The 25,467-nt window shown below is 71.9% G+C and carries 24 protein-coding genes; 13 read left to right on the forward strand and 11 right to left on the reverse strand.

Annotated features, from left to right (window positions below):
* Window positions 1–2 precede the first annotated feature (2 nt).
* Window positions 3–440 carry an NUDIX domain-containing protein gene (locus HND91_RS07015; protein ID WP_181705842.1) on the reverse strand — a complete coding sequence of 146 codons (438 nt, stop codon included), beginning with the start codon at window positions 438–440 and terminating at the stop codon, window positions 3–5.
* Window positions 437–952: a hypothetical protein gene (locus HND91_RS07020; protein WP_210272617.1), complete on the reverse strand. Its 516-nt coding sequence runs from the start codon at window positions 950–952 to the stop codon at window positions 437–439. Before HND91_RS07020 ends, HND91_RS07015 begins: the two co-directional genes overlap by 4 nt.
* 112 nt (window positions 953–1,064) lie before the next feature.
* Between HND91_RS07020 and HND91_RS07025 the strand changes: the two genes are divergently transcribed.
* Entirely contained in the window at window positions 1,065–1,805 is a 741-nt protein-coding gene (locus HND91_RS07025; protein ID WP_181705843.1) for an SOS response-associated peptidase, read from the forward strand.
* 81 nt (window positions 1,806–1,886) lie between these two features.
* Window positions 1,887–2,081, forward strand: a complete 195-nt coding sequence (locus tag HND91_RS07030; RefSeq protein ID WP_181705844.1) for a hypothetical protein — start codon at window positions 1,887–1,889, stop codon at window positions 2,079–2,081.
* Window positions 2,082–2,174: 93 nt separating this feature from the next.
* Here the strand turns inward: HND91_RS07030 and HND91_RS07035 are convergent, their stop codons facing one another.
* A complete protein-coding gene (locus HND91_RS07035; protein WP_181705845.1) occupies window positions 2,175–3,509 on the reverse strand; it encodes a dihydroorotase in 1,335 nt (444 codons plus the stop codon).
* 308 nt (window positions 3,510–3,817) lie between these two features.
* Here HND91_RS07035 and ygfZ point away from each other — a divergent pair, with 308 nt between their 5' ends.
* From ygfZ to HND91_RS07070, 7 genes are all read left to right on the forward strand, one after another.
* Entirely contained in the window at window positions 3,818–4,693 is an 876-nt protein-coding gene (gene ygfZ / locus HND91_RS07040) for a CAF17-like 4Fe-4S cluster assembly/insertion protein YgfZ (RefSeq protein WP_181705846.1), read from the forward strand.
* Window positions 4,690–5,316 carry an HD domain-containing protein gene (locus tag HND91_RS07045; protein WP_181705847.1) on the forward strand — a complete coding sequence of 209 codons (627 nt, stop codon included), beginning with the start codon at window positions 4,690–4,692 and terminating at the stop codon, window positions 5,314–5,316. The genes ygfZ and HND91_RS07045 overlap by 4 nt, the downstream gene beginning before the upstream one ends.
* Before the next feature lie 94 nt (window positions 5,317–5,410).
* Window positions 5,411–5,947 carry a tyrosine phosphatase family protein gene (locus tag HND91_RS07050; protein ID WP_181705848.1) on the forward strand — a complete coding sequence of 179 codons (537 nt, stop codon included), beginning with the start codon at window positions 5,411–5,413 and terminating at the stop codon, window positions 5,945–5,947.
* A 17-nt stretch (window positions 5,948–5,964) separates the two neighbouring features.
* Complete coding sequence (locus tag HND91_RS07055) at window positions 5,965–6,915, forward strand: NUDIX hydrolase (RefSeq protein ID WP_181706070.1); 951 nt, start codon at window positions 5,965–5,967, stop codon at window positions 6,913–6,915.
* Window positions 6,916–7,320: 405 nt separating this feature from the next.
* The gene (gene ppdK / locus HND91_RS07060; RefSeq protein ID WP_181705849.1) at window positions 7,321–9,981 is read left to right on the forward strand and encodes a pyruvate, phosphate dikinase; all 2,661 of its coding nucleotides are present in this window, start codon (window positions 7,321–7,323) and stop codon (window positions 9,979–9,981) included.
* A gap of 20 nt (window positions 9,982–10,001) precedes the next feature.
* Window positions 10,002–10,946 (forward strand): methylmalonyl Co-A mutase-associated GTPase MeaB, encoded by a 945-nt coding sequence (gene meaB / locus HND91_RS07065; protein ID WP_181705850.1) that lies wholly within the window; start codon window positions 10,002–10,004, stop codon window positions 10,944–10,946.
* Window positions 10,947–11,026: 80 nt separating this feature from the next.
* On the forward strand, window positions 11,027–11,833 hold the full coding sequence (locus HND91_RS07070) for a response regulator (RefSeq protein ID WP_181705851.1): 807 nt from the start codon (window positions 11,027–11,029) through the stop codon (window positions 11,831–11,833).
* On the opposite strand, the gene HND91_RS07075 is transcribed toward HND91_RS07070, so the two are convergent.
* Window positions 11,811–13,046, reverse strand: coding sequence for an MFS transporter (locus tag HND91_RS07075; RefSeq protein ID WP_181705852.1), 1,236 nt, complete (start codon window positions 13,044–13,046; stop codon window positions 11,811–11,813). The genes HND91_RS07070 and HND91_RS07075 overlap by 23 nt on opposite strands.
* Before the next feature lie 1,274 nt (window positions 13,047–14,320).
* Here HND91_RS07075 and nadA point away from each other — a divergent pair.
* From nadA to nadC, 3 genes are all read left to right on the forward strand, one after another.
* The gene (gene nadA, locus HND91_RS07080) at window positions 14,321–15,400 is read left to right on the forward strand and encodes a quinolinate synthase NadA (protein WP_181705853.1); all 1,080 of its coding nucleotides are present in this window, start codon (window positions 14,321–14,323) and stop codon (window positions 15,398–15,400) included.
* 97 nt (window positions 15,401–15,497) lie between these two features.
* Window positions 15,498–17,048, forward strand: coding sequence for an L-aspartate oxidase (locus HND91_RS07085; protein ID WP_181705854.1), 1,551 nt, complete (start codon window positions 15,498–15,500; stop codon window positions 17,046–17,048).
* Window positions 17,045–17,908, forward strand: coding sequence for a carboxylating nicotinate-nucleotide diphosphorylase (gene nadC, locus HND91_RS07090; protein WP_246329341.1), 864 nt, complete (start codon window positions 17,045–17,047; stop codon window positions 17,906–17,908). The genes HND91_RS07085 and nadC overlap by 4 nt, the downstream gene beginning before the upstream one ends.
* Before the next feature lie 73 nt (window positions 17,909–17,981).
* Here the strand turns inward: nadC and HND91_RS07095 are convergent, their stop codons facing one another.
* The 5 genes from HND91_RS07095 to HND91_RS07115 form a co-directional block, all read right to left on the reverse strand.
* Window positions 17,982–18,938, reverse strand: coding sequence for a glycine--tRNA ligase subunit alpha (locus HND91_RS07095; protein ID WP_181705855.1), 957 nt, complete (start codon window positions 18,936–18,938; stop codon window positions 17,982–17,984).
* 145 nt (window positions 18,939–19,083) lie between these two features.
* On the reverse strand, window positions 19,084–19,275 hold the full coding sequence (locus HND91_RS07100) for a hypothetical protein (RefSeq protein WP_181705856.1): 192 nt from the start codon (window positions 19,273–19,275) through the stop codon (window positions 19,084–19,086).
* Between the two features lie 122 nt (window positions 19,276–19,397).
* A complete protein-coding gene (locus tag HND91_RS07105) occupies window positions 19,398–20,261 on the reverse strand; it encodes a S49 family peptidase (RefSeq protein WP_181705857.1) in 864 nt (287 codons plus the stop codon).
* A gap of 102 nt (window positions 20,262–20,363) precedes the next feature.
* Window positions 20,364–21,170, reverse strand: coding sequence for a tRNA1(Val) (adenine(37)-N6)-methyltransferase (locus HND91_RS07110; protein ID WP_181705858.1), 807 nt, complete (start codon window positions 21,168–21,170; stop codon window positions 20,364–20,366).
* Window positions 21,167–21,406 carry a putative signal transducing protein gene (locus HND91_RS07115; RefSeq protein ID WP_181705859.1) on the reverse strand — a complete coding sequence of 80 codons (240 nt, stop codon included), beginning with the start codon at window positions 21,404–21,406 and terminating at the stop codon, window positions 21,167–21,169. The genes HND91_RS07110 and HND91_RS07115 overlap by 4 nt, the downstream gene beginning before the upstream one ends.
* Window positions 21,407–21,577: 171 nt before the next feature.
* Between HND91_RS07115 and HND91_RS07120 the strand changes: the two genes are divergently transcribed.
* The gene (locus tag HND91_RS07120) at window positions 21,578–22,603 is read left to right on the forward strand and encodes a polyprenyl synthetase family protein (protein ID WP_181705860.1); all 1,026 of its coding nucleotides are present in this window, start codon (window positions 21,578–21,580) and stop codon (window positions 22,601–22,603) included.
* A gap of 39 nt (window positions 22,604–22,642) precedes the next feature.
* On the opposite strand, the gene HND91_RS07125 is transcribed toward HND91_RS07120, so the two are convergent.
* Both HND91_RS07125 and HND91_RS07130 read right to left on the reverse strand, forming a co-directional pair.
* The gene (locus tag HND91_RS07125; protein WP_210272619.1) at window positions 22,643–23,527 is read right to left on the reverse strand and encodes a 4-(cytidine 5'-diphospho)-2-C-methyl-D-erythritol kinase; all 885 of its coding nucleotides are present in this window, start codon (window positions 23,525–23,527) and stop codon (window positions 22,643–22,645) included.
* 16 nt (window positions 23,528–23,543) lie between these two features.
* The gene (locus HND91_RS07130; protein ID WP_181705861.1) at window positions 23,544–25,352 is read right to left on the reverse strand and encodes a tetratricopeptide repeat protein; all 1,809 of its coding nucleotides are present in this window, start codon (window positions 25,350–25,352) and stop codon (window positions 23,544–23,546) included.
* Between the last annotated feature and the right edge of the window lie 115 nt (window positions 25,353–25,467).

Here is a 25,467-nt window from a genome sequence, read left to right on the forward strand (position 1 = left end):
CTTCAGGACCGCCGGCCCGCCATCAAGCGCGCGCCGGTCTCGGCGATGAAGTAGTCGAGGCGCGGCGTCGACGCCAGTCCGGCGGCCGCCTCCGGCGTGAAGAAGTCCGCCGCCGCCGCGTCGCTCGCCGCCACCGGATCCCCGGTGGCGGCGTGGGCCGCGTAGACCAGCAGCACGTGGTGGGAAAGAATCGCGCCGGCCGTGTCGCGGGTGACGATCTCGTGCACCAGCGGCGCGCCCGTGATGGTCACGTGGAGGCCGGTCTCCTCCAGCACCTCGCGCCGGGCGGCGTCCTCGACCGCCTCGCCCAGCTCCACGTGCCCGCCCGGGAAGGTCCAGAGCCCGGCGAGCGGCGGCCGCTTTCGATGCACCAGCAGCACGCGCCCGTCCCGCCACGCGCCGACGCTCACCGCCAGGCGAGGGCCGGGCGGGCGGCTCACGTGAACAGCGCGTCGATCGCCGACTGGGTGTCGGCGGATTCGTCCGCGAAAGCGAACACCGGCGGACCGCCGTTGATCAGCCCCATGGCGTGGGCGAGCAGCGGCTTGACCCGCATCTCGGTCAGGTCCGCGATGGCCTCGTGCGGCAGGCCGTCGAGCGGCGCCTCCACGATCATGGTCTGGACGGCGCCGAGCGCCTTCTCGGTCTCCCGGATCGTCGCCTCGAACGCGGCGCGGCGGACCGGGTTCACGGCCTCGTAGGCCTGGATGGCGAGATCGCGGGCCTTGAAGCGCGAATTGCGGAAGTGCTCCACGTAGGAGCGCGGCTCCCAGGCCACCACCTCGGGGGCGAAGTCCGGCATGGTCGGCAGCATGTCGATCAGCATCACCACCTCGTTGAAGTGGTTCAGGTAATCGGTCGCGAGGCGCGTGTCCGGATGGATGTTGGCCTCGGCGAGGCGCTGAGGCGAAAGATCCGCCTCCTCCATCTCGATGACCAGCCCACCGCCCACTGAGTGCCCCCATTCCCCTCGGCTCCGCACGACGGACGCTATCGCGGGTTCAGTTGCCAAAGTGCTTACAGTAATATCATGGAAAGCGGATTCCTGCGGCGAGGCTCCCCGGATGTGCGGTCGGTACACTCTCACGATGACGCCGGAGGAGCTGAAGAAGCTCTTCCGCTACGTGGAGACGCCCAACTTCCCGCCGCGCTACAACATCGCGCCCACCCAGCCGATCGCCATCGTGCGCGCCGACCACGGCGAGCGGCACTTTCACCTGGTGCGCTGGGGCCTGATCCCGTCGTGGGTGAAGGACCCGGGCAGCTTCACGCTCCTCCTCAACGCCCGGTCCGAGACGGTGGCGGAGAAGCCCGCCTTCCGGGCCGCCATGCGCCACCGCCGCTGCCTGGTGCCGGCGAGCGGCTTCTACGAGTGGCGCCGCGTCGGCACCGTCAAGCAGCCCTTCTTCATCCGCCCGCGCGACGGCGGCGCCGTCGGTTTCGCCGGCCTCTGGGAGGCCTGGATGGGCGCCGACGGCAGCGAGATCGACACCGCCGCCATCCTGACCACCGGCGCCAACCGCCTGATGGCCGACATCCACGACCGCATGCCCGTGGTCATCCCCGAGGCCGACTGGGACCGCTGGCTCGACACCGGCGCCAACGAGCCGCGCCACGTGGCCGACCTCCTGAAGCCCGCGCCGGACGACCTCTTCGAGGCCATCCCGGTCAGCCAGAAGGTCAACGCCGTCCGCAACGACGACCCGAGCGTGCAGGACCCCGTCAGCGAGCCCGTCACGGTCGACGCCGGGCCCGAACCGACCGACGAGGCCGAGGAGCCGCCCCGCCAGGGCAGCCTGTTCTGACGGGGGGCGGGTGACGGCGCCCCGGAACCGGACGACCGCGCGGTCGTTGCCCGGACGGGGGCCGACAGGATGGAGAGAGCCATGAGCCGTCAGCAGGGAACCGGGTTGCCCGGCAGCCAGCAGGGCATGGGTGGCGCCGGCCGGAACGCCGACAAGAACCAGATCGACCAGAAGCTCACGGACGAGTGGCGCAGCGAGCACGAGCAGGGCGGTGCCGGCGAGCCCCGCCTCCAGAAGGAAGGCGAGATCGACCGCGACCGCAAGGGCGGCGGCTGACGCCGAACAAAGGCCGGCGCCGGCCTTTCCGGTCGGTGCCGGCGTCAGGCCGGCTTCCCCGCCGGCGCGCAAGGGCCGCCGCGTCCCCGCCCGTCAACCCCGCCCCAGCGTCTCGCCGAACCGCACCGGCCGGCCGGCGCTCGGCCCGGTGAGGTCGCCCTCCCACATCACGCGGTTGCCGCGCACGATGGTGCCCACCGGCCAGCCGGTCACCGTCACGCCGTCGTAGGGCGTCCAGGCGGAGCGCGAGGCGATCCAGCCGTTGGTGATCGTCTGCCGCCGCTTCAGGTCCACCACCGTCAGGTCCGCGTCGTAGCCGACCGCGATCCGCCCCTTGCCGGCGATGCCGAACAGGCGCGCCGGGCCGGCGCTCGTCATGTCGACGAAGCGCTCGATCGTCAGCCGCCCGGCGTTCACGTGGTCCAGCATCACCGGCACCAGGGTCTGCACGCCGGTCATGCCCGACGGGCTGTCCGGATAGGGCTTGGCCTTCTCCTCCAGCGTATGCGGCGCGTGGTCGGAGCCGAGGATGTCGGCGACGCCCTGCGACACGCCCCACCAGATCCGCTCCCGGTGCGCGGCCGAGCGCACGGGCGGGTTCATCTGCACCAGGGTGCCGAGCCGGCCATAGGCCTCGTCGGTCAGCGTCAGGTGGTGCGGCGTCACCTCGCAGGAGGCCACGTCCTTGTGGTCCTTCAGGAAGTCCATCTCGTCGCCGGTGGAGATGTGGAGCACGTGGATGCGCGCCCCCGTCTCCCGGGCGATCCGCACCAGCCGCTCGGTGCACCGGAGCGCCGCCACCGCGTCGCGCCAAACCGGATGGGACGACGGATCGCCCGGCACCCTCAGGTCCTTGCGCTCGCGCAGGCGGAACTCGTCCTCCGAGTGGAAGGCCGCGCGCCGGCGCGTCGCCGACAGGATGGCGGCGACGCCCGCGTCGTCCTCCACCAGGAGGTCGCCCGTGGACGAGCCCATGAACACCTTGATGCCCGCCGCCCCCGGCAGCCGCTCCAGCTCCGGGATGTCCGCCACGGTCTGCCGGGTGCCGCCCACCCAGAAGGCGAAGTCGCAGTGCATCCGGTCGGTGCCGGCGGCCACCTTCTCGGCCAGCCGCTCGGCCGTGGTGGTCAGCGGGTTGGTGTTCGGCATCTCGAACACGGCCGTCACGCCGCCCATCACGGCGGCGCGGGAGCCGGTCTCCAGGTCCTCCTTGTGGGTGGCGCCCGGCTCGCGGAAGTGCACCTGGGTGTCGATCACCCCCGGCAGCACGTGCAGCCCGGTGGCGTCGATCACCTCGCCCGCGGCCGCCGCGTCCAGGCTGCCGAGCGCAGCGATCCGTCCGCCCCGGATGCCGACGTCGCGCACGCCGACGCCGTCCTGGTTCACCACGGTGCCATTCTTCAGGATGAGATCGAAGGTGTCCGACATGGAAAGCTCCCGGCCGCCTCAAGGCATCGCCGCCTTATAGCGACAGGGCCGCCGCCGTGCGACAGCAAACGGCCGGGACCGGATCTGCGACATCCTTCCCCTTAGGGGAAGGTGGCCGGCGCAGCCGGCCGGAAGGGGTCGTCTCCCTTTTCCGATCGAATTGTGCGCCCCACGAACCTCCGCCCGCCCCCCGTCGCCGCTCTCCGACGCCGTCGCCCTCCGGCCTCCCGCTTGCCCGGCCGCTCCCGGGCGGCTACTTCAAGGGAACCCTCCTGTTCCGAAGCCCGCTTGCCAGAGGAGCCGCCGACATGACCGGCGCTTTCGTCGCGGACCTGTCCTCCCGGTCGGTCCTCAGCATCACCGGCGCCGACGCCGCCGCCCTCCTCGACCGGCTCGTCACCACCGACACGGACGGCGCGACCGACGAGGCCGCCGCCTACGCCGCCCTGCTGACGCCCCAGGGCAAGGTCCTCGCCGACTTCCTGATGGTGCGGATCGACGGCGGCTTTCTCCTCGACGTGCCGAAGGCCGCCGCGGCGGACCTCGTCAAGCGCTTCACCCTCTACAAGCTCCGCGCCGCCGTCACGGTCGCCGACGTCACCGCCGACATCGCGGTGCGCGCCGTCTGGAGCGACGGCGCGCCGCCGGCCGGTCCGGGCCGGATCGTCCGCGACCCGCGGGTGGACGGCCTCGGCTGGCGCGCCTACGGCCCCCGCGCCGCCCCGCCCGACCTTGCCGCCACCCTCGCCGACGAGGCCGCCTGGCAGGCCCACCGCACCCGTCTCGCGGTGCCGGAGGCCGGGATCGACTTCGCCCTCGGCGACCCCTTCCCGCACGACATCGCCCTCGACCAGCTTCACGGCGTGGACTTCAGGAAGGGCTGCTACGTGGGCCAGGAGGTGGTCAGCCGCATGCAGCACCGCTCCACCGCCCGCCGCCGGCCGGTCGTGGTGACGGCCGACGCTCCCCTGCCCACCACCGGCGGCGAGATCACCGCCGCCGGCCGCCCCGTCGGCGGCCTCGGCTCGGTGGACGGCGCGGCGGGCCTCGCCATCGTGCGGCTCGACCGGGTGAAGGACGCCATGGACGCGGGCGCTCCCGTCCTCGTCGGCGACGTGCCGGTCCGCATCGCCCTGCCCGCCTGGGCGGGCTACGGCTGGCCGGCGGGCGGCGAGGCGGAATGAGCCGGGCCGCCGAGCGGGATGCCGCGCGCGCCTGGCAGCGCATGTTGTCCGGCCGCCGGCTCGACCTCCTCGATCCCTCGCCCCTCGATGTGGAGATCGGCGACATCGCCCACGGCCTCGCCAGGGTGGCCCGCTGGAACGGCCAGACCGTGGGCGACCACGCCTTCTCGGTCGCCCAGCATTCCCTGCTGGTGGAGGACGTCGCCGGCCTGATAGCCCCCGCCCTCTCCCCGCGCGAGCGGCTGACGGTCCTTCTCCACGATGCCCCCGAATATGTGATCGGCGACATGATTTCGCCCTTCAAGGCGGTCATGGGCGGCGCCTACAAGACCGTGGAGGCCCGGCTCGCCGGCGCCATCCACCAGCGCTTCGGCCTGCCGGCCGAGACGCCGGAGAAGCTGAGGCTCCTCACCAAGAAGGCCGACCGAATCGCCGCCTATTTCGAGGCGGTGGAGCTCGCCGGCTTCTCCGACCAGGAGGCGCGCAAGGTCTTCGGCGTGCCGCGCGGCATCGGCCGTCAGACCCCGGAAGGCCCGCGCCTCGGCCTTTCGCCCTGGCCGACGCCGGAGGCGCAGGACCGCTTCCTGGAGCGGTTCGCCGCCATCGAACGCTTCTGCGGATGACGGCTTCGCCTATTGAGGCTAGTGCAAGCGTCCCGCTGTCGGTGGTATCCAAGTCGCGCGGCCGCCTCGTTCGGCCCCATCCGGAGCATGTGTCATGATTCACGTCTGTTCACTCGCAAGGCTGGAAGAGACCGTGACCCGGACCGGCGCCCGCAAGGTGGTGTCGCTCGTCAACTTCGGCACGCCCATGCGGCTGCCGGCCTCCATCGCCCATGACGACCACCTGTTCCTGGCCATGAACGACATCGTCGAGGTGGCGCCCGGCCTCATCACGCCCGGCCACCAGCACGTCGCCGCCCTGTTCGAGTGGGTGGCCGCATGGGATCGGTCCGCGCCGCTCGTCATCCACTGCTACGCCGGCATCTCGCGCTCCACCGCCGCGGCCTATTCCACGGTCTGCGCCCTCAACCCGGACATGGACGAGGAGCAGCTGGCGCTCGATCTGCGCCGCCTCGCGCCCTCCGCCACCCCGAACGCCCGCATCGTCGCCATCGCGGACGAGATCCTCGGCCGCGGCGGCCGGATGGTCCGGGCCGTGGAGGCGATCGGCCGCGGGGCGGACGCGTTCGAGGGCACGCCCTTCGAACTGCCGCTCGCCCGGGTGGCCGCGGCGGTCCAGGCGACATCGTGAACGAGCATCCGAAGTCCATGGCCGAGCATCGCCGAACGGCAATCGAAATCGGGCTGAACGCGGCCATCGTGGCGGTGGAGAGCGGCATTCCGCGCGTCTACACCGTCCCCGGCGAGGCGCCCGCCCTCCCCTTCGGACCGTTCGACCCGGTCGTCCACCGCACCCTGGAGATCGGCCTCAGGGCCTGGGTGGAGGAGCAGACGGGCCTCGAGCTCGACTATGTGGAACAGCTCTACACCTTCGGCGACCGGGGCCGCCTCGCCCCGCCCGGCGGCGCGGAGCCCCACGTCGTCTCCGTCGGCTACCTGGCGCTGACCCGCCTCCTGGAGCGCGGCGCGGCCGAGAACTGGCTGGCGTGGTACGATTTCTTCCCCTGGGAGGACTGGCGCGACGGCCGCCCGGACATCCTCGACCGGGAGATCCTGCCGGCGCTCGACGCCTTCGTGGCCGAGCCGCCGCCGCCCGACGCCCCCATCCGCCCGCTCGACCGGGTCGAGCGGGTCCGGCTCGCCTTCGGCACCGGCGGCTCGCCCTGGGACGAGGAGAAAGCGCTGGAGCGCTATGAGCTCCTCTACGAGGCCGGCCTCGTCGCCGAGGCCGTCGCCGACGGCCGGCCGGTCCGCCCGTGGGCGGCGCGCTTCGTGGGCCGCGCCATGCGCCACGACCACCGCCGCATCCTGGCGACCGCGATCTCGCGCCTCCGGGCCAAGATCAAGTACCGCCCGGTGGTGTTCGAGCTGATGCCGCCCAACTTCACGCTGACGGCCCTCCAGGGCACCGTGGAAGCCATCTCCGGCCGCCACCTCCACAAGCAGAACTTCCGCCGTCTCGTGGAGACCGGCGCCCTCGTGGAGCCCACCGGCGCCAGCACCGACCGCACCGGCGGCCGCCCCGCCCAACTCTTCCGCTTCCGCCGCGAAGTCCTCCGCGAACGCCCCGCCCCCGGCGTCCGGGTCGGCGCAAGGTAGCACCCGGCGCCGCGCGATCCCGACACCGTCACCCCGCAAACGCCGGGCTACAACCGACCGTCGAAAACCCGCCACCCCCGTCAACGTCACCCCGGCGAACGCCGGGGCCCAACCGACCGTCGCAAACCCGCCAACGCTCCACATGCCCCCGCCGTCGGCTGGATCCCGGCTTTCGCCGGGATGACGGATGAGGACGGCCGGGTGCCCCTCCGATACCGACTGCCGACCCCCGACTGCCGAACCCCGACTGCCGCCCCTACTCCCTACTGCCTACTCCCTACTCCCTCCCCCCTCCCCCCCTGCCCCAATCCCCATCGTCTTTCCGACCTATCGACAAGCCCGCCTCCAATCGTCACGGTGGCGCGGCTGGACACGGATCCAGCGGGTCAGAAGACGGGCAGCGGCATGAAGTGGGTCTACACCTTCGGTGACGGTCGGGCGGAAGGCTCGGCGGCCATGCGCGAGCTCCTGGGCGGCAAGGGGGCGAATCTCGCCGAGATGGCGAATCTCGGCCTGCCGGTGCCTCCGGGCTTCACCATCCCGACCGAGGTGTGCACCTGGTACTACGCCAACGGCCAGAGCTATCCGGCGGAACTCGCCGGCCAGGTCGAGGCCGCGCTCGACTTCCTCGCCGAGAAGACCGGCCGCCGGTTCGGCGACGCGACGCGCCCGCTCCTGGTGTCGGTGCGTTCGGGCGCCCGCGCCTCCATGCCGGGCATGATGGACACGGTCCTCAATCTCGGCCTCAACGACCTCACTGTGGAGGCGCTCGCCCGCGAGGCGGACGACGAGCGCTTCGCCTGGGACAGCTATCGCCGCTTCATCCAGATGTACGGCGACGTCGTGCTCGGCGTCGACCACCACGCCTTCGAGGAGATCCTGGACGACCACAAGGAGCGCGAGGGCTTCATCCTCGACACCGACCTCGGCGCCGCCGACTGGCGCAAGGTCGTGGAGGGCTACAAGGCCCTGGTGCACGAGGAGACCGGCTCGCCCTTCCCGCAGGACCCCACCGTCCAGCTCTGGGGCGCCATCGGGGCCGTGTTCGGCAGCTGGATGAACGCCCGGGCGATCACCTACCGCAAGCTCCACGACATCCCGGCCTCCTGGGGCACGGCGGTGAACGTGCAGGCCATGGTGTTCGGCAACATGGGCGACACATCCGCCACCGGCGTCGCCTTCACGCGCAACCCGTCCACCGGCGAGAAGGCGCTCTACGGCGAGTTCCTGGTCAACGCCCAGGGCGAGGACGTGGTCGCCGGCATCCGCACCCCGCAGGACCTGACCGAGGCGGCCCGCATCGCCGCCAATTCCGACCGCCCGTCCCTGGAGGCGGTGCTGCCCGAGGCCTTCCGCGAGTTCGTGCGCATCTGCGGCGTGCTGGAGCGGCACTACCGCGACATGCAGGACCTCGAATTCACCATCGAACGCGGCAAGCTCTGGATGCTTCAGGCGCGCAGCGGCAAGCGCACCGCCGAGGCGGCGCTTCGGATCGCCGTGGAGATGGCCGAGGAGGGTCTCATCACCCGCGAGGAGGCGGTCCGCCGGATCGAGCCCTCGTCCCTCGACCAGCTCCTCCACCCGACCATCGACCCCGCCGCCCGGCGCGACGTCATCGGCTCCGGCCTGCCGGCCTCGCCGGGGGCGGCGTCCGGCGAGATCGTGTTCACCTCCGACGAGGCGGAGGCCGCCCGCCAGCGCGGCGTGGCGTGCATCCTCGTCCGGGTGGAGACGAGCCCGGAGGACATCCACGGCATGCATGCCGCGGAAGGCATCCTGACCACCCGCGGCGGCATGACCAGCCACGCCGCCGTGGTGGCGCGCGGCATGGGCAAGCCCTGCGTCTCCGGCGCCGGCGCCATCAAGGTGGACGCCGCCCGCCGCACGCTCACCGCCGCCGGGCGGGTGTTCAAGGAGGGCGACACCATCACCATCGACGGCGGCACCGGCCAGGTGATGGCCGGCGTGGTGCCCATGCGCCAGCCGGAGCTGTCCGGCGCGTTCGCGGCCCTGATGGGCTGGGCCGACGAGTTCCGCCGCATGCGCGTGCGCACCAACGCGGAGACGCCCGCCGACGCCCGGGCGGCGCGCGCCTTCGGGGCGGAGGGCATCGGCCTCTGCCGCACCGAGCACATGTTCTTCGAGGACGGCCGCGTCACCGCCGTCCGCGAGATGATCCTCGCCGACCAGCCCGAGGGCCGGCGGGCGGCGCTCGCCAAGATCCTGCCCATGCAGCGGCAGGACTTCGTCGACCTGTTCGAGATCATGCACGGCCTGCCGGTCACCATCCGGCTGCTCGATCCGCCGCTGCACGAGTTCCTGCCCCACGGCCCGGACGAGATCGCGGCCGTCGCCGCCGCCCTCGGGGTCTCGCCCGAGCGACTGAAGGAGCGGGTCGACCAGCTCGCCGAGTTCAACCCCATGCTCGGCCATCGGGGCTGCCGGCTCGCGGTCTCCTATCCGGAGATCGCCGAGATGCAGGCCCGCGCCATCTTCGAGGCCGCCATCGTGGCGGCCCGCACCACCGGCGCGCCGGTGATGCCGGAGATCATGGTGCCGCTCGTCGCCAGCCGCGCCGAACTCGACTTCGTCAAGCGCATCATCGACGAGACCGCCGAGGCGGTGAGCCGGGAATCCGGCAAGCGGCTCGGCTACCAGGTCGGCACCATGATCGAGCTGCCGCGCGCCGCGCTCCGGGCGGCCGAGATCGCCGAGTGCGCCCACTTCTTCTCGTTCGGCACCAACGACCTGACCCAGACCACGTTCGGCATCAGCCGCGACGACGCCGCGTCCTTCCTCGGCACCTACGTGGCCAAGGGCCTCCTGCCGGCCGACCCCTTCGTGTCCATCGACCTGGAGGGCGTCGGCGAGCTCGTCCGGATCGCCGTCGAACGGGGCCGGTCGGTGCGGGGCGACATCAAGCTCGGCATCTGCGGCGAACACGGCGGCGACCCTGCGTCGATCCGCTTCTGTGAAAGCGTGGGGCTCGACTATGTATCCTGCTCCCCGTTCCGGGTGCCCATCGCCCGGCTCGCCGCCGCCCAGGCGGCGCTGAAGCAGACGTGACGGACACGCGGGATCGCACCATGGACAGGCCGGCGCCGCTCGACCTCACCGCCATCCGGGCCGGCGGCAAGCCCGCCGTCGCCCGCGCCCTCGCGGCCGTGGAGACGACCGGCGGCACGCTTCGCCACGCCGCGCTTCTCGACGCCTGCGTGGCCGGGCCGGGCGGCCACGTGCTCGGCCTCACCGGCCCGCCGGGCGTCGGCAAGTCCACGCTCACCAACGCCCTCGTCCGGCGCATCCGCGAGCGCGGCGAGAGCCTCGGCGTCGTCGCGGTGGACCCGTCGTCGCGGGTCACCCGCGGCGCCCTCCTCGGCGACCGCACCCGCCTGAAGACCGACCCGGACGACCGCCGGATCTTCGTGCGCTCCATGGCGGCCCGCGACCGGCTCGGCGGCCTCTCCGACCACGCGGTCGGCGCCGTCGCCCTCATGCAGGCGGTCTACGACCGGGTGATCGTGGAAAGCGTCGGCATCGGCCAGTCCGAGGCCGACGTCGCCACCGTGGCCGACACGGTGGTGCTCTGCATCCAGCCCGGCTCCGGCGACAGCCTCCAGTTCATGAAGGCCGGCGTCATGGAAATCCCCGACATCGTGGTGGTCACCAAGGCCGACATGGGCGCCGCCGCCCGCCGGGCGGTCGCCGACGTCCAGGGCGCGCTGTCCCTCTCCGTTCGGCCCGCAGACGCCTGGATGCCCCCGGTGCTCGCCCTCTCGTCCGCCACCGGCGAGGGCATGGACTCGCTCCTCGACGCCGTGGAGGCCCATCGGGCCTGGTCCGGCGCGCCCGGCCGCGCCGCCGCGTCCCGCTCCGCCCGTCACCGGCACTGGGTCGCCGACGCCGTCAAGGTCGCGTTCGGAACGCGCGGCCTCGCGGCGGTGGATCCGGACGCGGCGCTCGCGGCGGAAGGCGGACCGTTCGCCGCCATCGCGCGCCTGACCGCATCGTTATCAGAAAGATTACCATGACCTCACGCGTCATGGTCCCGGTGGAAAGTGGTTTACCTCCGATGCCTTACTGTCCCTCCAGCGGTTGCTGGGGGTCGGTCGTGCTGGACATCGAGTTTCGGGATCTGCATTGGCGCGTTCTCATCGCGGATGACAGCCGGGCTGCGACCCGGGCCATCCGGAGCGCCATCGAGGCGTTCCAGATCAAGACCGAGATCGTCGAGGTGGAGACCGGCGCGGCCTGCATGGCGGCGCTCGCCTCCAACAGCTTCGACATCGCCTTCGTGGACGTCATCTTCCCGGACATCAGCGGCATCGAGGCGCTCACCGTCGCCCGCGAGGGCGGCATCAGGACCTTCGTGGCCCTCGTCAGCGCCTATTCGACCCCGGAGAACATCCGCATCGCCCGGGCTCTGAACGCCTACGACTTCCTGCCGAAGCCCTTCGCCGAGGGAGACGTGCTCCGGGTGCTCGACACCTTCGCGCTCATCTCGCAGAAGCGGCGCCTGCTCCTCGTCGACGACAGCGGCACCGCGCGCCGCCTGATCAGCCGAATCCTCGGCCGAAGCCTCTTCAACTTCGACGTCCTGGAGGCGGAGGACGCGGTGTCCGGGTTCGAGCTCTTCGTCCGCGAGCGGCCGGACATCTGCATGCTCGACCTCAACCTCGGCGCCCTCGACGGCGTCGGCGCCTACCGGATCTACCGGGCGCACCGCCCGGGCGCGCGCCTCGTGCTCATCTCCGGCGACGGCGAGAGCCTCGCCCGCTCGGGCGCCACCCACATCCTGAAGAAGCCGTTCGGCGAGGCCGCGGTGGACGACCTCATGCACCGCATCCTCGGCCTGCCGCTGCCCTATTCGTTCGAGCGCGCCGAGGGCCTCGACGTCATTCCGCCGGTGCGAGCCTAGCCACCGGCCGCTCCACGATCGGCAGGTGCACGATCCCGGCGAAGACGCCGAGGAAGACGCCGAGCAGCCAGACCCCGTCGTAGCTGCCCGTGGTGTCGTAGAGCCTGCCGCCCAGCCAGACGCCCAGGAACGCGCCCACCTGGTGGGAGAAGAACACGAAGCCGGACAGCATGGCGATGTAGCGGGTGCCGAACATCACGCCCACGAGGCCCTGGGTCGGCGGCACGGTGGAGAGCCACAGGAGGCCCGCCGCCGCCGCGAACAGCACCACCGTGGTGGACGAGGTCGGCAGGATCCAGAACAGCCCGTAGGCGACCGCCCGGCCGAAGTAGATCACCGACAGCACCCAGCGCTTGGGATAGATGCCCGACAGCCGCCCCGCCGCCAGCGAGCCCACCACGTTGAACGCCCCGATCAGCCCGATCGCCCAGGCGCCCCACGAGGGATCCAGCCCCTGGTCCACGATGTAGGGCGGCAGGTGGGTGGTCACGAAGGCCACGTGGAAGCCGCACACGAAGAAGCCGGCCACCAGCAGCCAGTAGGACCGGTGGCCGAACGCCTCGCCCAGCGCCTCCCGGATCGTCTGGTCGCGCCCGCCGACCCCGCCCGTCGGCGCCGGCTTGCCCTTCAGCGGAATGGCGAGCAGCGGCACCACGACCAGGCTGGCCGCCAGCATCAGGAGGGCGTTCTGATAGCCGTAGGCGTCGATGAAACCGAGCCCGAGCGGCGCGAACAGCAGCTGGCCCATGGACCCCGCCGCCGTGCCGAGCCCGTAGGCGAGGCTGCGCATGCTCTCCGGCAGGAGCCGGGCGAAGGCGGCCAGCACCATGAAGAAGGCCGAGCCGGCGATGCCGAGCCCCAGGAGCACGCCGGCGGTGAACTGCAGCGTCACCGGATCGGTGGTCTGCGCCATCAGGACGAGCGAGAGCGCGTAGAGCGCGGCTCCGGAGGAGAGCACCCGCCAGGTGCCGAACCGGTCCGCGATCATCCCTGCGAACGGCTGTCCCATGCCCCAGAGCAGGTTCTGCAACGCGATCGCGAGCGCGAACGTCTCCCGGCTCCATCCGTTCTCGCTCGTCATGGGCGTCAGGAAGAAGCCCATGGTGGACCGCGGCCCGAAGGTCAGGATGGCGATGAGGCAGCCGCAGACGAGCACGACCGACGCGGGCACCGCCGCCCGGGCGCCCGGTGAACCGGCACTGGTGGAAGACATGAACACACGTTCCGAACTGGCCGCGTCCCGATGCGCGGCGGTCCGCACCACTCTAGCGGTTCCATTCGCCGGACCAAAATGAAGAGTGGTGATGGATGCAATCACCTATCTTCATGTCCAAGGAAAACCCGCCCCGCTCTCCCTGATCGTTCCGTCCCCGCCACCCTTTCTCGTCATCCCGGCGGACGCCGTGATCCATCCCCACGACCAGCAAGCCGCGCCCGATCCCGTCCCCAAGTCCCCCCTCTGTCGTCATCCCGGTGAAAACCGGCATCCATCCCCACGTCCAGCAAGCCGCGCCCGATCCCATTCCCACGTCCCCCCTCTGTCGTCATCCCGGTGAAAACCGGGATCCAACCTCACGTCCAGCAAGCCGCGCCCGATCCCGTCCCCACGTCCCCCCTCTGTCGTCATCCCGGTGAAAACCGGGATCCAACCTCACGTCCAGCAAGCCGCGCCCGATCCCATTCCCACGTCCCCCCTCTGTCGCCATCCCGGTGAAAACCGGGATCCAACCTCACGTCCAGCAAGCCGCGCCCGATCCCGTCCCCCTCCACCGTCGTGCAAACCGCCCCGTCGATTGGATCCCGGCGTCCGCCGGGATGACGGCCCTCCGCCGTCCGCCGGGATGATGCCCCCCGCCGCCCCACCCTCCATCGTCATGGTCCGCGAACGCGGACCACCCACGCATTCCCCCCGCCCACCGCACCTCACCGCCCGCGAACGCAGCCCGCCCGCGCCTCCCCTATCCGTCGCCCCGTCCGCCTCCCCTCCCCGTCATCCCGGTGAAAACCGGGATCCAACCTCACGTCCAGCAAGCCGCGCCCGATCCCGTCCCCCTCCACCGTCGTGCAAACCGCCCCGTCGATTGGATCCCGGCGTCCGCCGGGATGACGGCCCTCCTGTCAGCGTCCGCCGGGATGACGGCCCTGCCGCCGTCCGCCGGGATGACGCCCCCCGCCGCCCCACCCTCCATCGTCATGGTCCGCGAACGCGGACCACCCACGCATTCCTTTCCCCCCGCCCGCCCTCCGTCATGGTCCGCAAACGCGGCGGCCCGCGCTATTCCTCCTCGGATGCGCACCTCGCGACATTTCCCTCTTCCATCCCGCCCCGATCCGGCCTATATGCTCATTCCGAGGATAACTTTCGTTCTCCTCCCAGAACCGGCGCCCCCAACGGCGCTTTTTTCGGAGCCGGCTTATGCTCATTTTGAGCAAATAGCCGTCGAAAGCAGGCGGCGCCCCGGGGTGGCCGCTCGTCGGTGAGGCCTCATGAACAGCGTCGTCCGTCCCCCCCTGTCGCCGTCGTCCGCCACCGTGACGCTCTCCACCGGCCAGATGTTCGAGCGCCTGCCGCGCCCGGATCTCGCCTGGACGCCGGAGATCGCGGCGGAGACCGCGCCCGTCTACGAGAAGGTGCGCACCGTCATCCCGGCGATCGAATGGCCCGTCTACGCGCCGCTCGTCAGCGCCATCAACCGGCTGAAGCGGCAGCGCGGCGCCGTCATCCTCGCGCACAACTACCAGACCCCGGAAATCTTCCACGGCGTCGCCGACATCGTCGGCGACAGCCTGCAGCTCGCCCGCGAGGCGACCCGCGCCAAGGGCGACGTCATCATCCAGTGCGGCGTCCACTTCATGGCCGAGACGTCCAAGATCCTGAACATGGACAAGGCCGTGCTCATTCCGGACGGCGAGGCCGGCTGCTCGCTCGCCGCCTCGATCACCGCCGCGGACGTCCGCCGCCTGAAGGCTCTGCACCCCGGCGCGCCGGTCGTCGCCTACGTGAACACGTCGGCGGACGTGAAGGCGGAGGTGGATATCTGCTGCACCTCGTCGAACGCCGTGAAGGTGGTCGAAAGCCTCGGCGTGCCGAAGGTCATCATGGTGCCGGACGAATATCTCGCCCGGAACGTGGCGGCGAAGACCCGCGTGGAGATCGTCACCTTCGCGGGCCGCTGCGAGGTCCACGAGCGGTTCACCGCCGAGGACGTCGCCGCCTGGAAGGCGGATGATCCGGACGTCACCATCATCGCCCATCCGGAATGCTCCCCGGAGGTCGTGGCCGCGTCCGACTTCGCCGGCTCCACCGCCCACATGATCGACTTCGTGAAACGCCGGAAACCCCGCAAGGCGCTCCTCGTCACCGAATGCTCCATGGCGGACAACGTCACCGCCGAGGCGCCGGAGACCACCTTCGTGAAGCCGTGCAATCTCTGCCCGCACATGAAGCGGATCACCCTGGAGAAGATCCTGGCGACGCTCCTCGACATGTCCGGCGAGGTGACCGTCGATCCCGCCGTCGCCGACCGGGCCCGGCGGAGCGTGGAGCGGATGATCGCGGTCGGCTGATCCGCCGGCCCGCTCCCGTCCGCCTCCCGGAGGCGGCCGTCATGGCCGCCTCGCCCAACCCGGTCCTCTCTCCCGTCCCCCGGGGAGGTCTCATGCCATGTCCCGCATCCTGATCGTCGGCGGCGGTCTCGCCGGCCTGTTCACCGCCCTGAAGCTCGCGCCCCGTCCGGTCACCGTGCTCAGCCCCGCGCCGCTCGGCGAGGGCGCCTCCTCCGCCTGGGCCCAGGGCGGCATCGCCGCCGCCGTCAGCGAGGGCGACAGTCCGGAGGCGCACACCGCCGACACGGTCGCGGCCGGCGCCGGCCTCGTGGACGAAGCCGTCATGCTGGCGGTCGCCCGCGAGGCGCCCGCCCGCATCGACGACCTTCTCGCCTTCGGCGTGCCGTTCGACCGCGACCTGGAAGGCCGGCTCGCCGTCTCCCGCGAGGCCGCCCATTCGGCCCGCCGCATCGTCCGGGTCGATGGCGACCGGGCCGGCGCGGCCGTCATGGCGGCGCTCGTCGCCGCGGTCCGGCGCACGCCCTCCATCACCGTCGTGGAAGGCGCGACGGTGGACCGCCTCGCCGTGGAGGACGGCCGGGTGACCGGCGTCTCCGCCCGGATGGCGAGCGGCGCGCGCCTCGTCATTCCGGCCGGCGCCGTGGTGCTCGCCACCGGCGGCATCGGCCACTGCTACGCGGTCACCACCAACCCGGCGGAGGCGTCCGGCCTCGGGCTCGCGGTGGCGGCGGAGGCGGGCGCGCTCGTGGCCGACCCGGAGTTCGTCCAGTTCCATCCGACCGCGCTCGCGGTCGGCCGCGACCCGGCGCCGCTCGCCACCGAGGCGCTCCGGGGCGAGGGCGCGATCCTGGTCGACCGGTTCGGCCGGCGGTTCCTCGAGGGCGTCCACCCGGACGCGGAACTCGCTCCGCGCGACGTGGTCGCCCGGGCGGTGCACCAGGCGGTCGCGAGCGGCCGGGGCGCCTTCCTGGACACCCGGGCGGCGATCGGGGACAGGGTCGAGAGCCGCTTCCCGACGGTGTTCGCGGCCGCGATGGCCGCCGGCGTCGACCCGCGGCTCGCCCCCATCCCGGTCGCCCCCGCCGCTCACTACCACATGGGCGGCATTGCAACCTGCGCGCGTGGCCGCACGAACGTCCCGGGGCTCTGGGCGGTCGGCGAGGTCGCGTCCACGGGGGTCCACGGGGCGAACCGGCTGGCGTCCAACTCGCTCCTGGAGGCGGTCGTGTTCGGCGCCCGCGTGGCGGAGGACCTCTTCGGCGTCGATCTCCCCGATGTCGGCGACATGGTGGCCACAGTGGGCCATGTGGAGGCCGACGAACGCCCGATTTCCGACGACATACGGCAGGTGAGGCGCGTGTTGTCGGCCCATGTGGGCGTGGTCCGCACCGGGGACGACCTCGCCGAGGCGGTGGTCGCGCTCGACCGGATCGCCACCTCCGGAACGACCCGCCGGGCCCGGCTGATGGCGACCGTCGGCCTCCTGGTGGCGACCGCCGCCCTCGCCCGCACCGAGACCCGCGGCGGCCATTGCCGCGCCGATCACCCGGCCGCGGACCCGGCGCAGGCCCGCCGGACCGTCACCACGCTCGCCGCCGCCAAGGCCGCCGCGGCGGCGCTCGCCGATGCCAAGAGGTTGACAGCATGATGGTTTCGCTTCCGCCCGCGCTGCCGCGCCCGCTCGTTGACGACGCCGTCAAGGCCGCCCTCCTGGAGGATCTCGGCCGGGCCGGCGACATCACCACCCAGGCGACGATCCCGCCCGGCACGGCCGCCCGGCTGGTCATCCGCGGCCGCAAGCCGGGCGTGATCGCCGGCCTGCCGCTCGCCGTCTCCGCCTTCCGGCAGATCGATCCGGACGTCCGCTTCCACGCGCACGTCCAGGATGGCGCCCGGATCGACGCCGGCACCATCGTGGCGACGGTGGAAGGTGAAGCAAGATCAATGCTTTCCGCCGAACGGGTGGCGCTCAACTTCCTCGGCCGACTGTCCGGCGTCGCCACCGCGACCCGCCGCTTCGCCGACGCCATCGCCCATACGCCGGCGCGGATCACCTGCACCCGCAAGACCACGCCGGGGCTCCGGGCGTTCGAGAAATACGCGGTCAAGCTCGGCGGCGGCTCCAACCACCGCTTCGGTCTCGACGACGCCATCCTGATCAAGGACAACCACGTGGCCGTCGCCGGCGGCGTCAAACCCGCCATCGAGCGGGCCCGCGCCTTCTCCGGCCATCTGGTCCGGGTCGAGGTGGAGGTGGACACGCTCGACCAGCTCCGTGAGGCGCTGGAGGCGGGGCCGGACGTGGTGCTCCTCGACAACATGGCGCCCGGAACGCTCCGCGAGGCGGTCGCCATCACGGCCCGGCGGGCGATCACCGAGGCGTCCGGCACCATCGCGCTTGACACGATCGCGGCCGTCGCGGAGACCGGAGTCGATTATATTTCAAGCGGTTGGATCACCCACTCGTCGCCGGTCCTGGACCTCGGGCTCGACGTGGACATGGGCTGAGCCGGGCCGCCCCGGCTCCCTCGCGCCATGGCGGGCCGACCTTTCCACCCGGAGCGGGCGGCCGCCCGGGCGATCAGGCTCCGCCGGCCTCGGTCTGCAGCCAGGCCTCGCCGCAGGCCTTGGCGAGCTCGCGGACGCGCAGGATGTAGCTCTGGCGCTCGGTCACCGAGATGACGCCGCGGGCGTCCAGGAGATTGAACCGGTGGCTCGCCTTGATGCACTGGTCGTAGGCCGGCAGCACGCACTTGTGGCGGCGGACGATCTGGTCGGCCGTCGCGGCGCCCTTCTCCAAGAGCGACCGGCACTCGGCTTCCGCGTCCTTGAAGTGCTGCATCAGCATGGCCGGATCGGCGTATTCGAAGTTATGGCGGGAGTATTCCTCTTCGGCCTGCTTGAACACGTCGCCGTAGGTGACCTTCTCGTCGCCCTCGCGGCCGTTGAAGTTCAACTCGAAACCGTTGTCGACGCCCTGGAGATACATGGCGAGACGTTCCAGGCCGTAGGTGAGTTCGCCGGAAACCGGTGAACACTCGATGCCGGCGACCTGCTGGAAGTAGGTGAACTGCGACACCTCCATGCCGTCGCACCAGCATTCCCAGCCGAGGCCCCAGGCGCCAAGGGTGGGGCTCTCCCAGTCGTCCTCCACGAAGCGCAGGTCGTGCACAGCCGGGTCGATGCCGATGGCGTAGAGGCTCTTGAGGTAGAGGTCCTGGATGTTCTTCGGCGACGGCTTCAGGATCACCTGGAACTGGTAATAGTGCTGGAACCGGTTGGGGTTCTCGCCATAGCGGCCGTCCGTCGGCCGGCGGGACGGCTGGACGTAGGCGGCGTTCCAGCGCTTCGGCCCGAGCGAGCGGAGCGTGGTGGCCGGATGGAAGGTGCCGGCGCCCACCTCCATGTCGTAGGGCTGGAGGATGACGCAGCCCTGCTCGGCCCAGAAGCGCTGCAACGTGAGGATCAGGCCCTGGAACGACCGCCGCGGGTCGTTCGGATCGACGGCTGGGGACGATATCGCGGGGGACGAGATCATGGTCGGGCGGTCCGGCGGGCTGAAGACGGGAACGAAGCCGCCAGCGGCGCCGGCGAACGTCGCCCGTCTTTAGGAGCGCGGGACGGTGCGGTCAAGCGAGCTGGACGGTTCGCCGGGCGCGGCGCCAACCGGCACGATCGGCCGGTCAGCCCTCGTCGTGGCGACGGAGCTGGTAGACGCCGGTGCGCGGGTCCTTCTCCAGCGGAATCACGACGGGATCCGGCGTGCGCTGGGCATCCTCGATCACCTTGGCGACGCGCCGCATCTCCTGCTTCACAACGCGGCCGACGACATAGAGACCGGCGCCCGCCAGGGCGACGACGACGAGTGGGGGCATGTCCAACTCCTCTCATCCGAGCGGACATCTCACCACCCTCGCCGATGCGATGCAAGCCGCATCCCCGGTCGGACTCGCCGATGGGATACGGCCGGCCGGACGCCGAGGCGGGGCCGGTCGCCTCAGAGACCGAAGCGCGCATAGAGCGCGCGCAGTTCGATCGCCGTGAGCGCCTCGTCCACGCAGATCGCCGGACCGCCCATGCCGGACGCGAGAAAACCGCCGAGACCCGGCGGCCGCCGGCGGAAAAGGCTGCGTTCCTGGGCGACGAGCCGCGGAACCGCGTGCTCGCCGAAGCGAGTCTTCAGGTCGGTGCGCATGTCCCCGGTGCGGTCCACGAGGCCGAGGGCGCGCGCCGCCTCGCCGGCCCAGAACAGGCCGGAGAAGAGATCCTCGCTGGTGCTGAGGGACGCGCCGCGACGTTCGGTCACGAGCTCGATGAACATCTGGTGCACGTCGCGCTGCAGCGCCTTCAGGTGCTCCACGTCGTCCGGGTTCTCCGGCTGGAACGGGTCGAGCGTCACCTTGCGGGTGCCGGAGGTGTAGACGCGCCGCTCGATGCCGTAGCGCTCGATGAAGCGGTCGAGGCCGAAGCTCGCCGAGACCACGCCGATGGAGCCCACGATGGACGACGGGTCGGCCACGATCTCGTCGGCCGCGCAGGCGATCATGTAGCCGCCGGACGCCGCCACGTCCTCCACGTAGGCGATCACCGTCTTGTTCTTCTCCGCCGCCAGCTGGCGGATGCGCTTGTGGATGAGGTGGGACTGCACCGGCGAGCCGCCGGGCGAGTTGATCAGGATCGCGACGGCCGGGGCGCGCTTCACCGCGAACGCGCGCTCCAGCCCCTGGGCCACCGCCGCGAGCGAGAGACCCGGCCGGAAGGGCGTGCCGATGCCGATGGCGCCGGCGAGCCGAACCACGGGGATGACCGGCCCCTTGTGGCGGAACTTAGCGGGCAGGACGGACGACAGGGCTTGTAGCAAGGGCGGGCTCCGCTTGGGGGACGGGTCGGAAAGGACGGCTCGGCTTCTGGCCGACCTTGATATGGCGAGCTCACGGCGGTTCGGCAATCGCGCCGGCCCCGCTCATCCCCACCAGGGCACGGCGAGATCCGCCCCGCGGAGCACCGCGTCGGCCCGGGTGGTCCAGCCGCCGTCCGGCCCGTGGAGCACGAGGGGCGGCAGAAGCCGGAGCGGCGCGCGGCCCTGGGGCCTGCCTCGGACGATCACCCGCGTGGCCGCCCCGTCGGCCCGCGGATGGACCGGCAGGACCGCCAGGGAGCCGAAGCGCGTGCCGATCGCGTCCAGGAGACGCGGCAGTTCGTCGGCCCGGAAGATGACCGTGACGGTGCCGCGCGGGTCGAGAAGACGCGCGGCCGTGCGGAGCCAGAGCGGCAGGTCGTCGGGCGCGAGCGCGTGGGCGCCCTCGCGGGCGCCGGCCGGCGAGGGCCGCATCCGGTCGCGCGGGTGAAAGGGCGGGTTCATGATCACATGGTGAGCGCCGTGCCGCTCCAGGCCGGCGGCGTCGTGGTCGGACGCGGGCGCCGTCACGTCGGCCTCGATCACGCTCGCCCGGCCGGCGAGGCCCGCCGCGTTGGCGGCGATGTTCTGCCGGGCGAGCGCGGCCGCGACCGGGTCCCGCTCCACCAGCACCACGTCGGCGGCCGGGCAGCGGGCGGCGACGCAGAGGCCCGCGACGCCGACGCCGGCCCCGAGGTCCACCACGCGGCCCGCGACGTCGGCGTCGAGCGCGGCGGACAGGAGAACCGCGTCGAGGCCCGAGCGATGGGCGCCGGCGGCGGGCTGGGCCATGGTGAGGCGCCGATCGAGAAAGCCGTCGCGGGTGACGGCTTCGCCCCGGCCGGCCCCGGCGCCCAAGGAGTCGACGCTCATGGGCGGCCTTTCGGCGGGGGGCGCAGTTCGGCGCCGAGGCCCGCGTCCACCATCAACCGGCGGGCGGCGTCGGCCCGATCGCTGTCCACGAGGATGCGCCTCGGGAAGATGCCGATGGAGCCGTCGACCGAGCTGACCGCCTGGTCGGCGACGAGGTGGTCGATGTGCGCGTCCCGGAGCAGCGCCTCGACGAAGGAGATGAGCACGAGATCGTTGGTGCGGATCAGTTCTTCCATGAATGCTCTCGCCGATCCGCGGCAGGCGGATCTCCCCTCAAGAGGTCGGACAGCGAAAGGCGGTTGGCAAGAGGGCCAGGGCAGTGCAAAGGAAGGGGGCGTCGAAGCTTGCCGGGGGGACCCCGCCTCCCTATGCTTCCGCGCGAACGGACTGGTACGGGAGACGAGGGCGTGAGCGTGGTCGCATCCATGGGCCGGAAGGAGAAGGCGCAGGGCGCGGAACCGTCCATCGCGCCCCTCATCGAGCTTGCCGGGCCGGATATGGAACGGGTCAACGCGCTCATCCTGGACATGGCCGGCTCCAACGCGGACATGATACCCGAGATCGCCCGGCACCTGATCGATTCGGGCGGCAAGCGGCTGCGGCCCCTGCTCACACTCGCGGCCGCCAAGGCGTTCGGCTACGAGGGCGACAACCATGTGAAGCTCGCCGCCTCCGTGGAATTCATGCACACCGCCACCCTCCTCCACGACGACGTGGTGGACGAGAGCGAGATGCGCCGCGGCAAGCTGTCGGCGCGCATGCTGTGGGGCAACCAGGCGAGCGTGCTCGTCGGCGACTACCTGCTCGGGCAGGCGTTCCGCATGATGGTGGAGGTCGGCTCCCTCGACGCGCTGCGCGTCCTGTCGGACGCCGCCGCGGTGATCGCCGAGGGCGAGGTGATGCAGCTCGCCGCCGCAAAGAACATCGAGACCGAGGAGGCGGCCTACCTGCGCGTGATCAACGCCAAGACCGCCGCCCTGTTCGCCGCCGCCTGCGAGGTGGGACCGATCATCGCGGGCTCCGCGCCGGAGATGCGCGCGGCCTATTCGGCCTACGGCACGAATCTCGGCCTCGCCTTCCAGCTCGTGGACGACGCGCTCGACTACGGCGGCTCGTCCATGACGCTCGGCAAGCGGGTGGGCGACGACTTCCGGGAAGGCAAGGTGACCCTGCCGGTGGTGCTCGCCATCCGGGCCGGGGACGCCCGCGAGCGGGCGTTCTGGAAGCGCACCATCGAGGACGGCGCGATCGAGGACGGCGATCTCGACCGGGCGATCGGGCTGCTCCGGGCCCATGGCGCCATCGCCGAAACCGTGAGCCGGGCGAAGGCCTATGGCGAGGCGGCCGTGGCGGCGCTTTCCGCGACGCCGGCCGGCCCCTATCGCGACGCCCTCGTCGGCGTGGTCGCGTTCTGCGTCAGCCGCGTGAGCTGACCGTCCCGCCGAAGTGAACCCACCGCCGACGCCCCCTGCTCAGGCGGGCGGCGAGCCGCCGTCTCCGCCGAGAGCCGCGGAACGCGCCCACCATGACGGGTGCGCGGCGGCCACAGCCGTGGCAGCCGCGCGCGCCGCGCCTTCGTGGTCGAAGAGGGCGAAACAGGTGGCGCCGGAGCCGGACATCCGGGCGAGCCGCGCGCCGGCACAGTCGCGAAGGGCGGCAAGGACGTCCGCGACGACAGGCGCCACCCGGATGGCCGGGGCCTCCAGGTCGTTGCGGGCTTCGGCCAGCATGGCGAGCAGCGCGTCGGCGTCGGACGGGATCGTCTCCGGCAGGGGCGGGTTGTCGCGCCGGTCGAGCGCCCGGAACACGGCCGGGGTCGGCACCGCCACGCCCGGATTGACGAGCAGGATGCCGAGGGCCGGCAGGCTCGCGATCGGGGTCACCACCTCGCCGACACCGGCGGCCCGGAGCGGCCGCGACGCGAGGCACATGGGCACATCGGCCCCGAGCCGTCCGGCGAGATCCCGGACCGCCGCATCGGCGGGATCCATCGACCAGAGCCGGCAGAGAAGCCGGAGGGTCGCGGCGGCATCCGCGGAGCCGCCGCCGAGACCGGCGGCGACCGGCAGGTGCTTTTCCAGGGTGATCGCGACGGGAACGTCGGCGCGGCCCGCGAGGGCGGCGAGACCGACCGCCGCGCGGGTGACCAGGTTGTCCGCCGGCGCGGTGTCGCCGAGGGCGGCGGCGCCCGGCCCGGTGACGGCGAGGGCGTAGGCATTGGCCGGCGCCACGCCGACCCGGTCGCCGATCGGCGGGAAGGCCACCAGCGTGTCCAGCAGATGGTAGCCGTCGGCCCGGCGGCCGACGACGTGCAGCGCGAGGTTGACCTTCGCGCGCGCCAGCTCCGTCAGGATCATCGCGTCGGCCGGGCGATCAGTTCTTCACCGGCGGAGCGGCGCCGGCGGTGGCCGGACCGGCGGTCGGCGTCTTGGCGGCCGGGCCGGCGTCCGCGGCGGCCGGATGGTCCGGCGGCGGCATGCCCTGCTCCAGCTTCTTCAGGATCTTGGCGAGATCCGCCGGCTCCGGCTTGCGGTCGCGCGCGTGGCTCCACTGGTAGCGGGCCTCCAGCTTGCGGCCGACCTGCCAGTAGGCGTCGCCCAGGTGGTCGTTGATCACCGGATCCTCCGGCTTCAGGTCCACCGCGCGCTCCAGCTGGACGACGGCTTCGTCGAACCGGCCGAGCTTGAAGTAGACCCAGCCCAGGCTGTCGACGATGTAGCCGTCGGTCGGCTCCAGCTCGACCGCCTTCTCGATCATCCGGAGCGCCTCGTCATAGTTCATGCCCCGGTCGACCCAGGAATAGCCGAGGTAGTTGAGGACGAGCGGCTGGTCCGGCGACAGGTCGAGCGCCTTCTTGAAGTCCGCCTCGGCCTGCGGCCACTTGTCGGTCCGCTCGTAGGCGATGCCGCGATAGTAGAAGAGCGACCAGTGCTGCGGCTGGGGCGCGGGCAGAGTCCCGATGCCCTTGGAATAGGTCTCGGCCGCCTCGGCGAACATCTTGCGCACGCGGAGCACGTTGCCGAGCGCCGTGACCGCTTCCAGGTCGCTCGGGTCCTGCTCCACGAGCTTGGCGAGATGGGCGCGCGCCTCGTCGACCTTGTCGAGGGCGTTGTAATCGAAGCCGACCTGGATCTCCGCGTTGCGCTTCAGCGGCGACTTGTCCGAGATTTCGGACAGCACCGCGATGGCGCGCTCGAACTGCTTGGAGCGTTCGAAGATCTCCGCGAGCGAGATGCGGGCGAGGTCCGCGGTCGGATCGAGGAAGAGGGCGAGCTGCAGGTAGACGGACGCGAGCTCGCCGGTGTCGTCGCGCGCGATGGCGGCGCCGAGGCCGGCCAGGATTTCGGCGGCGCCCGCGAGCGGGGTGGAAATCAGCGCCTTCGGGGTGGCCTTGGCGGAGAGTTCCGCGCCGGTGGCGAGGAGAAGCGGATGGTTCGGGGCGCGGCCGAGCGCCTCGGCGAGCACCGCCTTGGCCTCCTCGGCCTTGCCGGCGCGGGCGAGCGCCCGGACGAAGGCCTCGGTGACCCGGACGGCGCCGGGATCGATCTCGTAGGCCTTGGCGAGGCGCTTGATGGCCTCGTCCTTGCGGCCGGCCATGTCGGCGATGAGGCCGCCGTGGTAGGCCTTGAAGAACGAGTACCACTCCTCGCCGGACAGCTTGTCGAGACGGGCGAGCGCCTTGTCGGGGTTCTTGGCCGCGGCCTCCGACCAGGCGGACAGGATCTCGACCGTCAACCCGGCGAGCGGCCCCACGTTGGCCCGCTTGAGGGTCTGGATCGCCACGCTCCACTGCTTCTCGTGCATGGCCTCCACGCCGAGGGCGAGCCCGGCGAGGCGGTTGCCCCGGTCCACCTGCTCCAGGCGGCGGCCGAGTTCCATGGCCGTGTCGATGTCGCCGCTCGCCAGGGAGAGGGCGAAGGTGCGCTCCAGGAGGAAGGGATCCTCCGGGTCGTTGGCGAGCGCCTCGGCGAAGAAGCGGGCGGAGGAGTCGAGATCCTGCTGCTGGCCGGCGAAGCGGGCGGCCAGATAGTTGCCGGAGAGCGTCTCGGCCGTGGGGGCGAGCGGAACGTCCTCCACGTTCGCGGCGCCGGTCGCCAGCATGAGGGCCACGACGGCCGTCGCGACGGCGCCGATCCGGACGCGGCGGCGCCGCTGGCTCGGGGCGGAATTGGTCGGCGTCATGGGTCGCTCCAGTCTAGGCGGCGCTGTCATCTTGGAAAGGCGCAAATCAAGCGGGAGAATGAGGGCAAAGCCATGGCACGGCAAGGCCGGGTGAACGCGTGCCCGCGCGGGCCGG

This window comes from Chthonobacter rhizosphaerae (assembly GCF_013839525.1).
Taxonomy (GTDB): Bacteria; Pseudomonadota; Alphaproteobacteria; order Rhizobiales; family Pleomorphomonadaceae; genus Chthonobacter; species Chthonobacter rhizosphaerae.

What these genes read in the sequence shown, in the direction of transcription:
- HND91_RS07085 (WP_181705854.1), top strand. Translation starts at nt 15,498, where the DNA reads ATGTCCCGCATCCTGATCGTCGGCGGCGGTCTCGCCGGCCTGTTCACC.
- meaB (WP_181705850.1), top strand. Translation starts at nt 10,002, where the DNA reads ATGGACAGGCCGGCGCCGCTCGACCTCACCGCCATCCGGGCCGGCGGC.
- ppdK (WP_181705849.1), top strand. Translation starts at nt 7,321, where the DNA reads ATGAAGTGGGTCTACACCTTCGGTGACGGTCGGGCGGAAGGCTCGGCG.
- HND91_RS07125 (WP_210272619.1), bottom strand. Translation starts at nt 23,527, where the DNA reads ATGATCCTGACGGAGCTGGCGCGCGCGAAGGTCAACCTCGCGCTGCAC.
- ygfZ (WP_181705846.1), top strand. Translation starts at nt 3,818, where the DNA reads ATGACCGGCGCTTTCGTCGCGGACCTGTCCTCCCGGTCGGTCCTCAGC.
- HND91_RS07035 (WP_181705845.1), bottom strand. Translation starts at nt 3,509, where the DNA reads ATGTCGGACACCTTCGATCTCATCCTGAAGAATGGCACCGTGGTGAAC.
- HND91_RS07025 (WP_181705843.1), top strand. Translation starts at nt 1,065, where the DNA reads ATGTGCGGTCGGTACACTCTCACGATGACGCCGGAGGAGCTGAAGAAG.
- HND91_RS07130 (WP_181705861.1), bottom strand. Translation starts at nt 25,352, where the DNA reads ATGACGCCGACCAATTCCGCCCCGAGCCAGCGGCGCCGCCGCGTCCGG.
- HND91_RS07030 (WP_181705844.1), top strand. Translation starts at nt 1,887, where the DNA reads ATGAGCCGTCAGCAGGGAACCGGGTTGCCCGGCAGCCAGCAGGGCATG.
- nadA (WP_181705853.1), top strand. Translation starts at nt 14,321, where the DNA reads ATGAACAGCGTCGTCCGTCCCCCCCTGTCGCCGTCGTCCGCCACCGTG.
- HND91_RS07095 (WP_181705855.1), bottom strand. Translation starts at nt 18,938, where the DNA reads ATGATCTCGTCCCCCGCGATATCGTCCCCAGCCGTCGATCCGAACGAC.
- HND91_RS07055 (WP_181706070.1), top strand. Translation starts at nt 5,965, where the DNA reads ATGGCCGAGCATCGCCGAACGGCAATCGAAATCGGGCTGAACGCGGCC.
- HND91_RS07110 (WP_181705858.1), bottom strand. Translation starts at nt 21,170, where the DNA reads ATGAGCGTCGACTCCTTGGGCGCCGGGGCCGGCCGGGGCGAAGCCGTC.
- HND91_RS07045 (WP_181705847.1), top strand. Translation starts at nt 4,690, where the DNA reads ATGAGCCGGGCCGCCGAGCGGGATGCCGCGCGCGCCTGGCAGCGCATG.
- HND91_RS07100 (WP_181705856.1), bottom strand. Translation starts at nt 19,275, where the DNA reads ATGCCCCCACTCGTCGTCGTCGCCCTGGCGGGCGCCGGTCTCTATGTC.
- nadC (WP_246329341.1), top strand. Translation starts at nt 17,045, where the DNA reads ATGATGGTTTCGCTTCCGCCCGCGCTGCCGCGCCCGCTCGTTGACGAC.
- HND91_RS07050 (WP_181705848.1), top strand. Translation starts at nt 5,411, where the DNA reads ATGATTCACGTCTGTTCACTCGCAAGGCTGGAAGAGACCGTGACCCGG.
- HND91_RS07075 (WP_181705852.1), bottom strand. Translation starts at nt 13,046, where the DNA reads ATGTCTTCCACCAGTGCCGGTTCACCGGGCGCCCGGGCGGCGGTGCCC.
- HND91_RS07115 (WP_181705859.1), bottom strand. Translation starts at nt 21,406, where the DNA reads ATGGAAGAACTGATCCGCACCAACGATCTCGTGCTCATCTCCTTCGTC.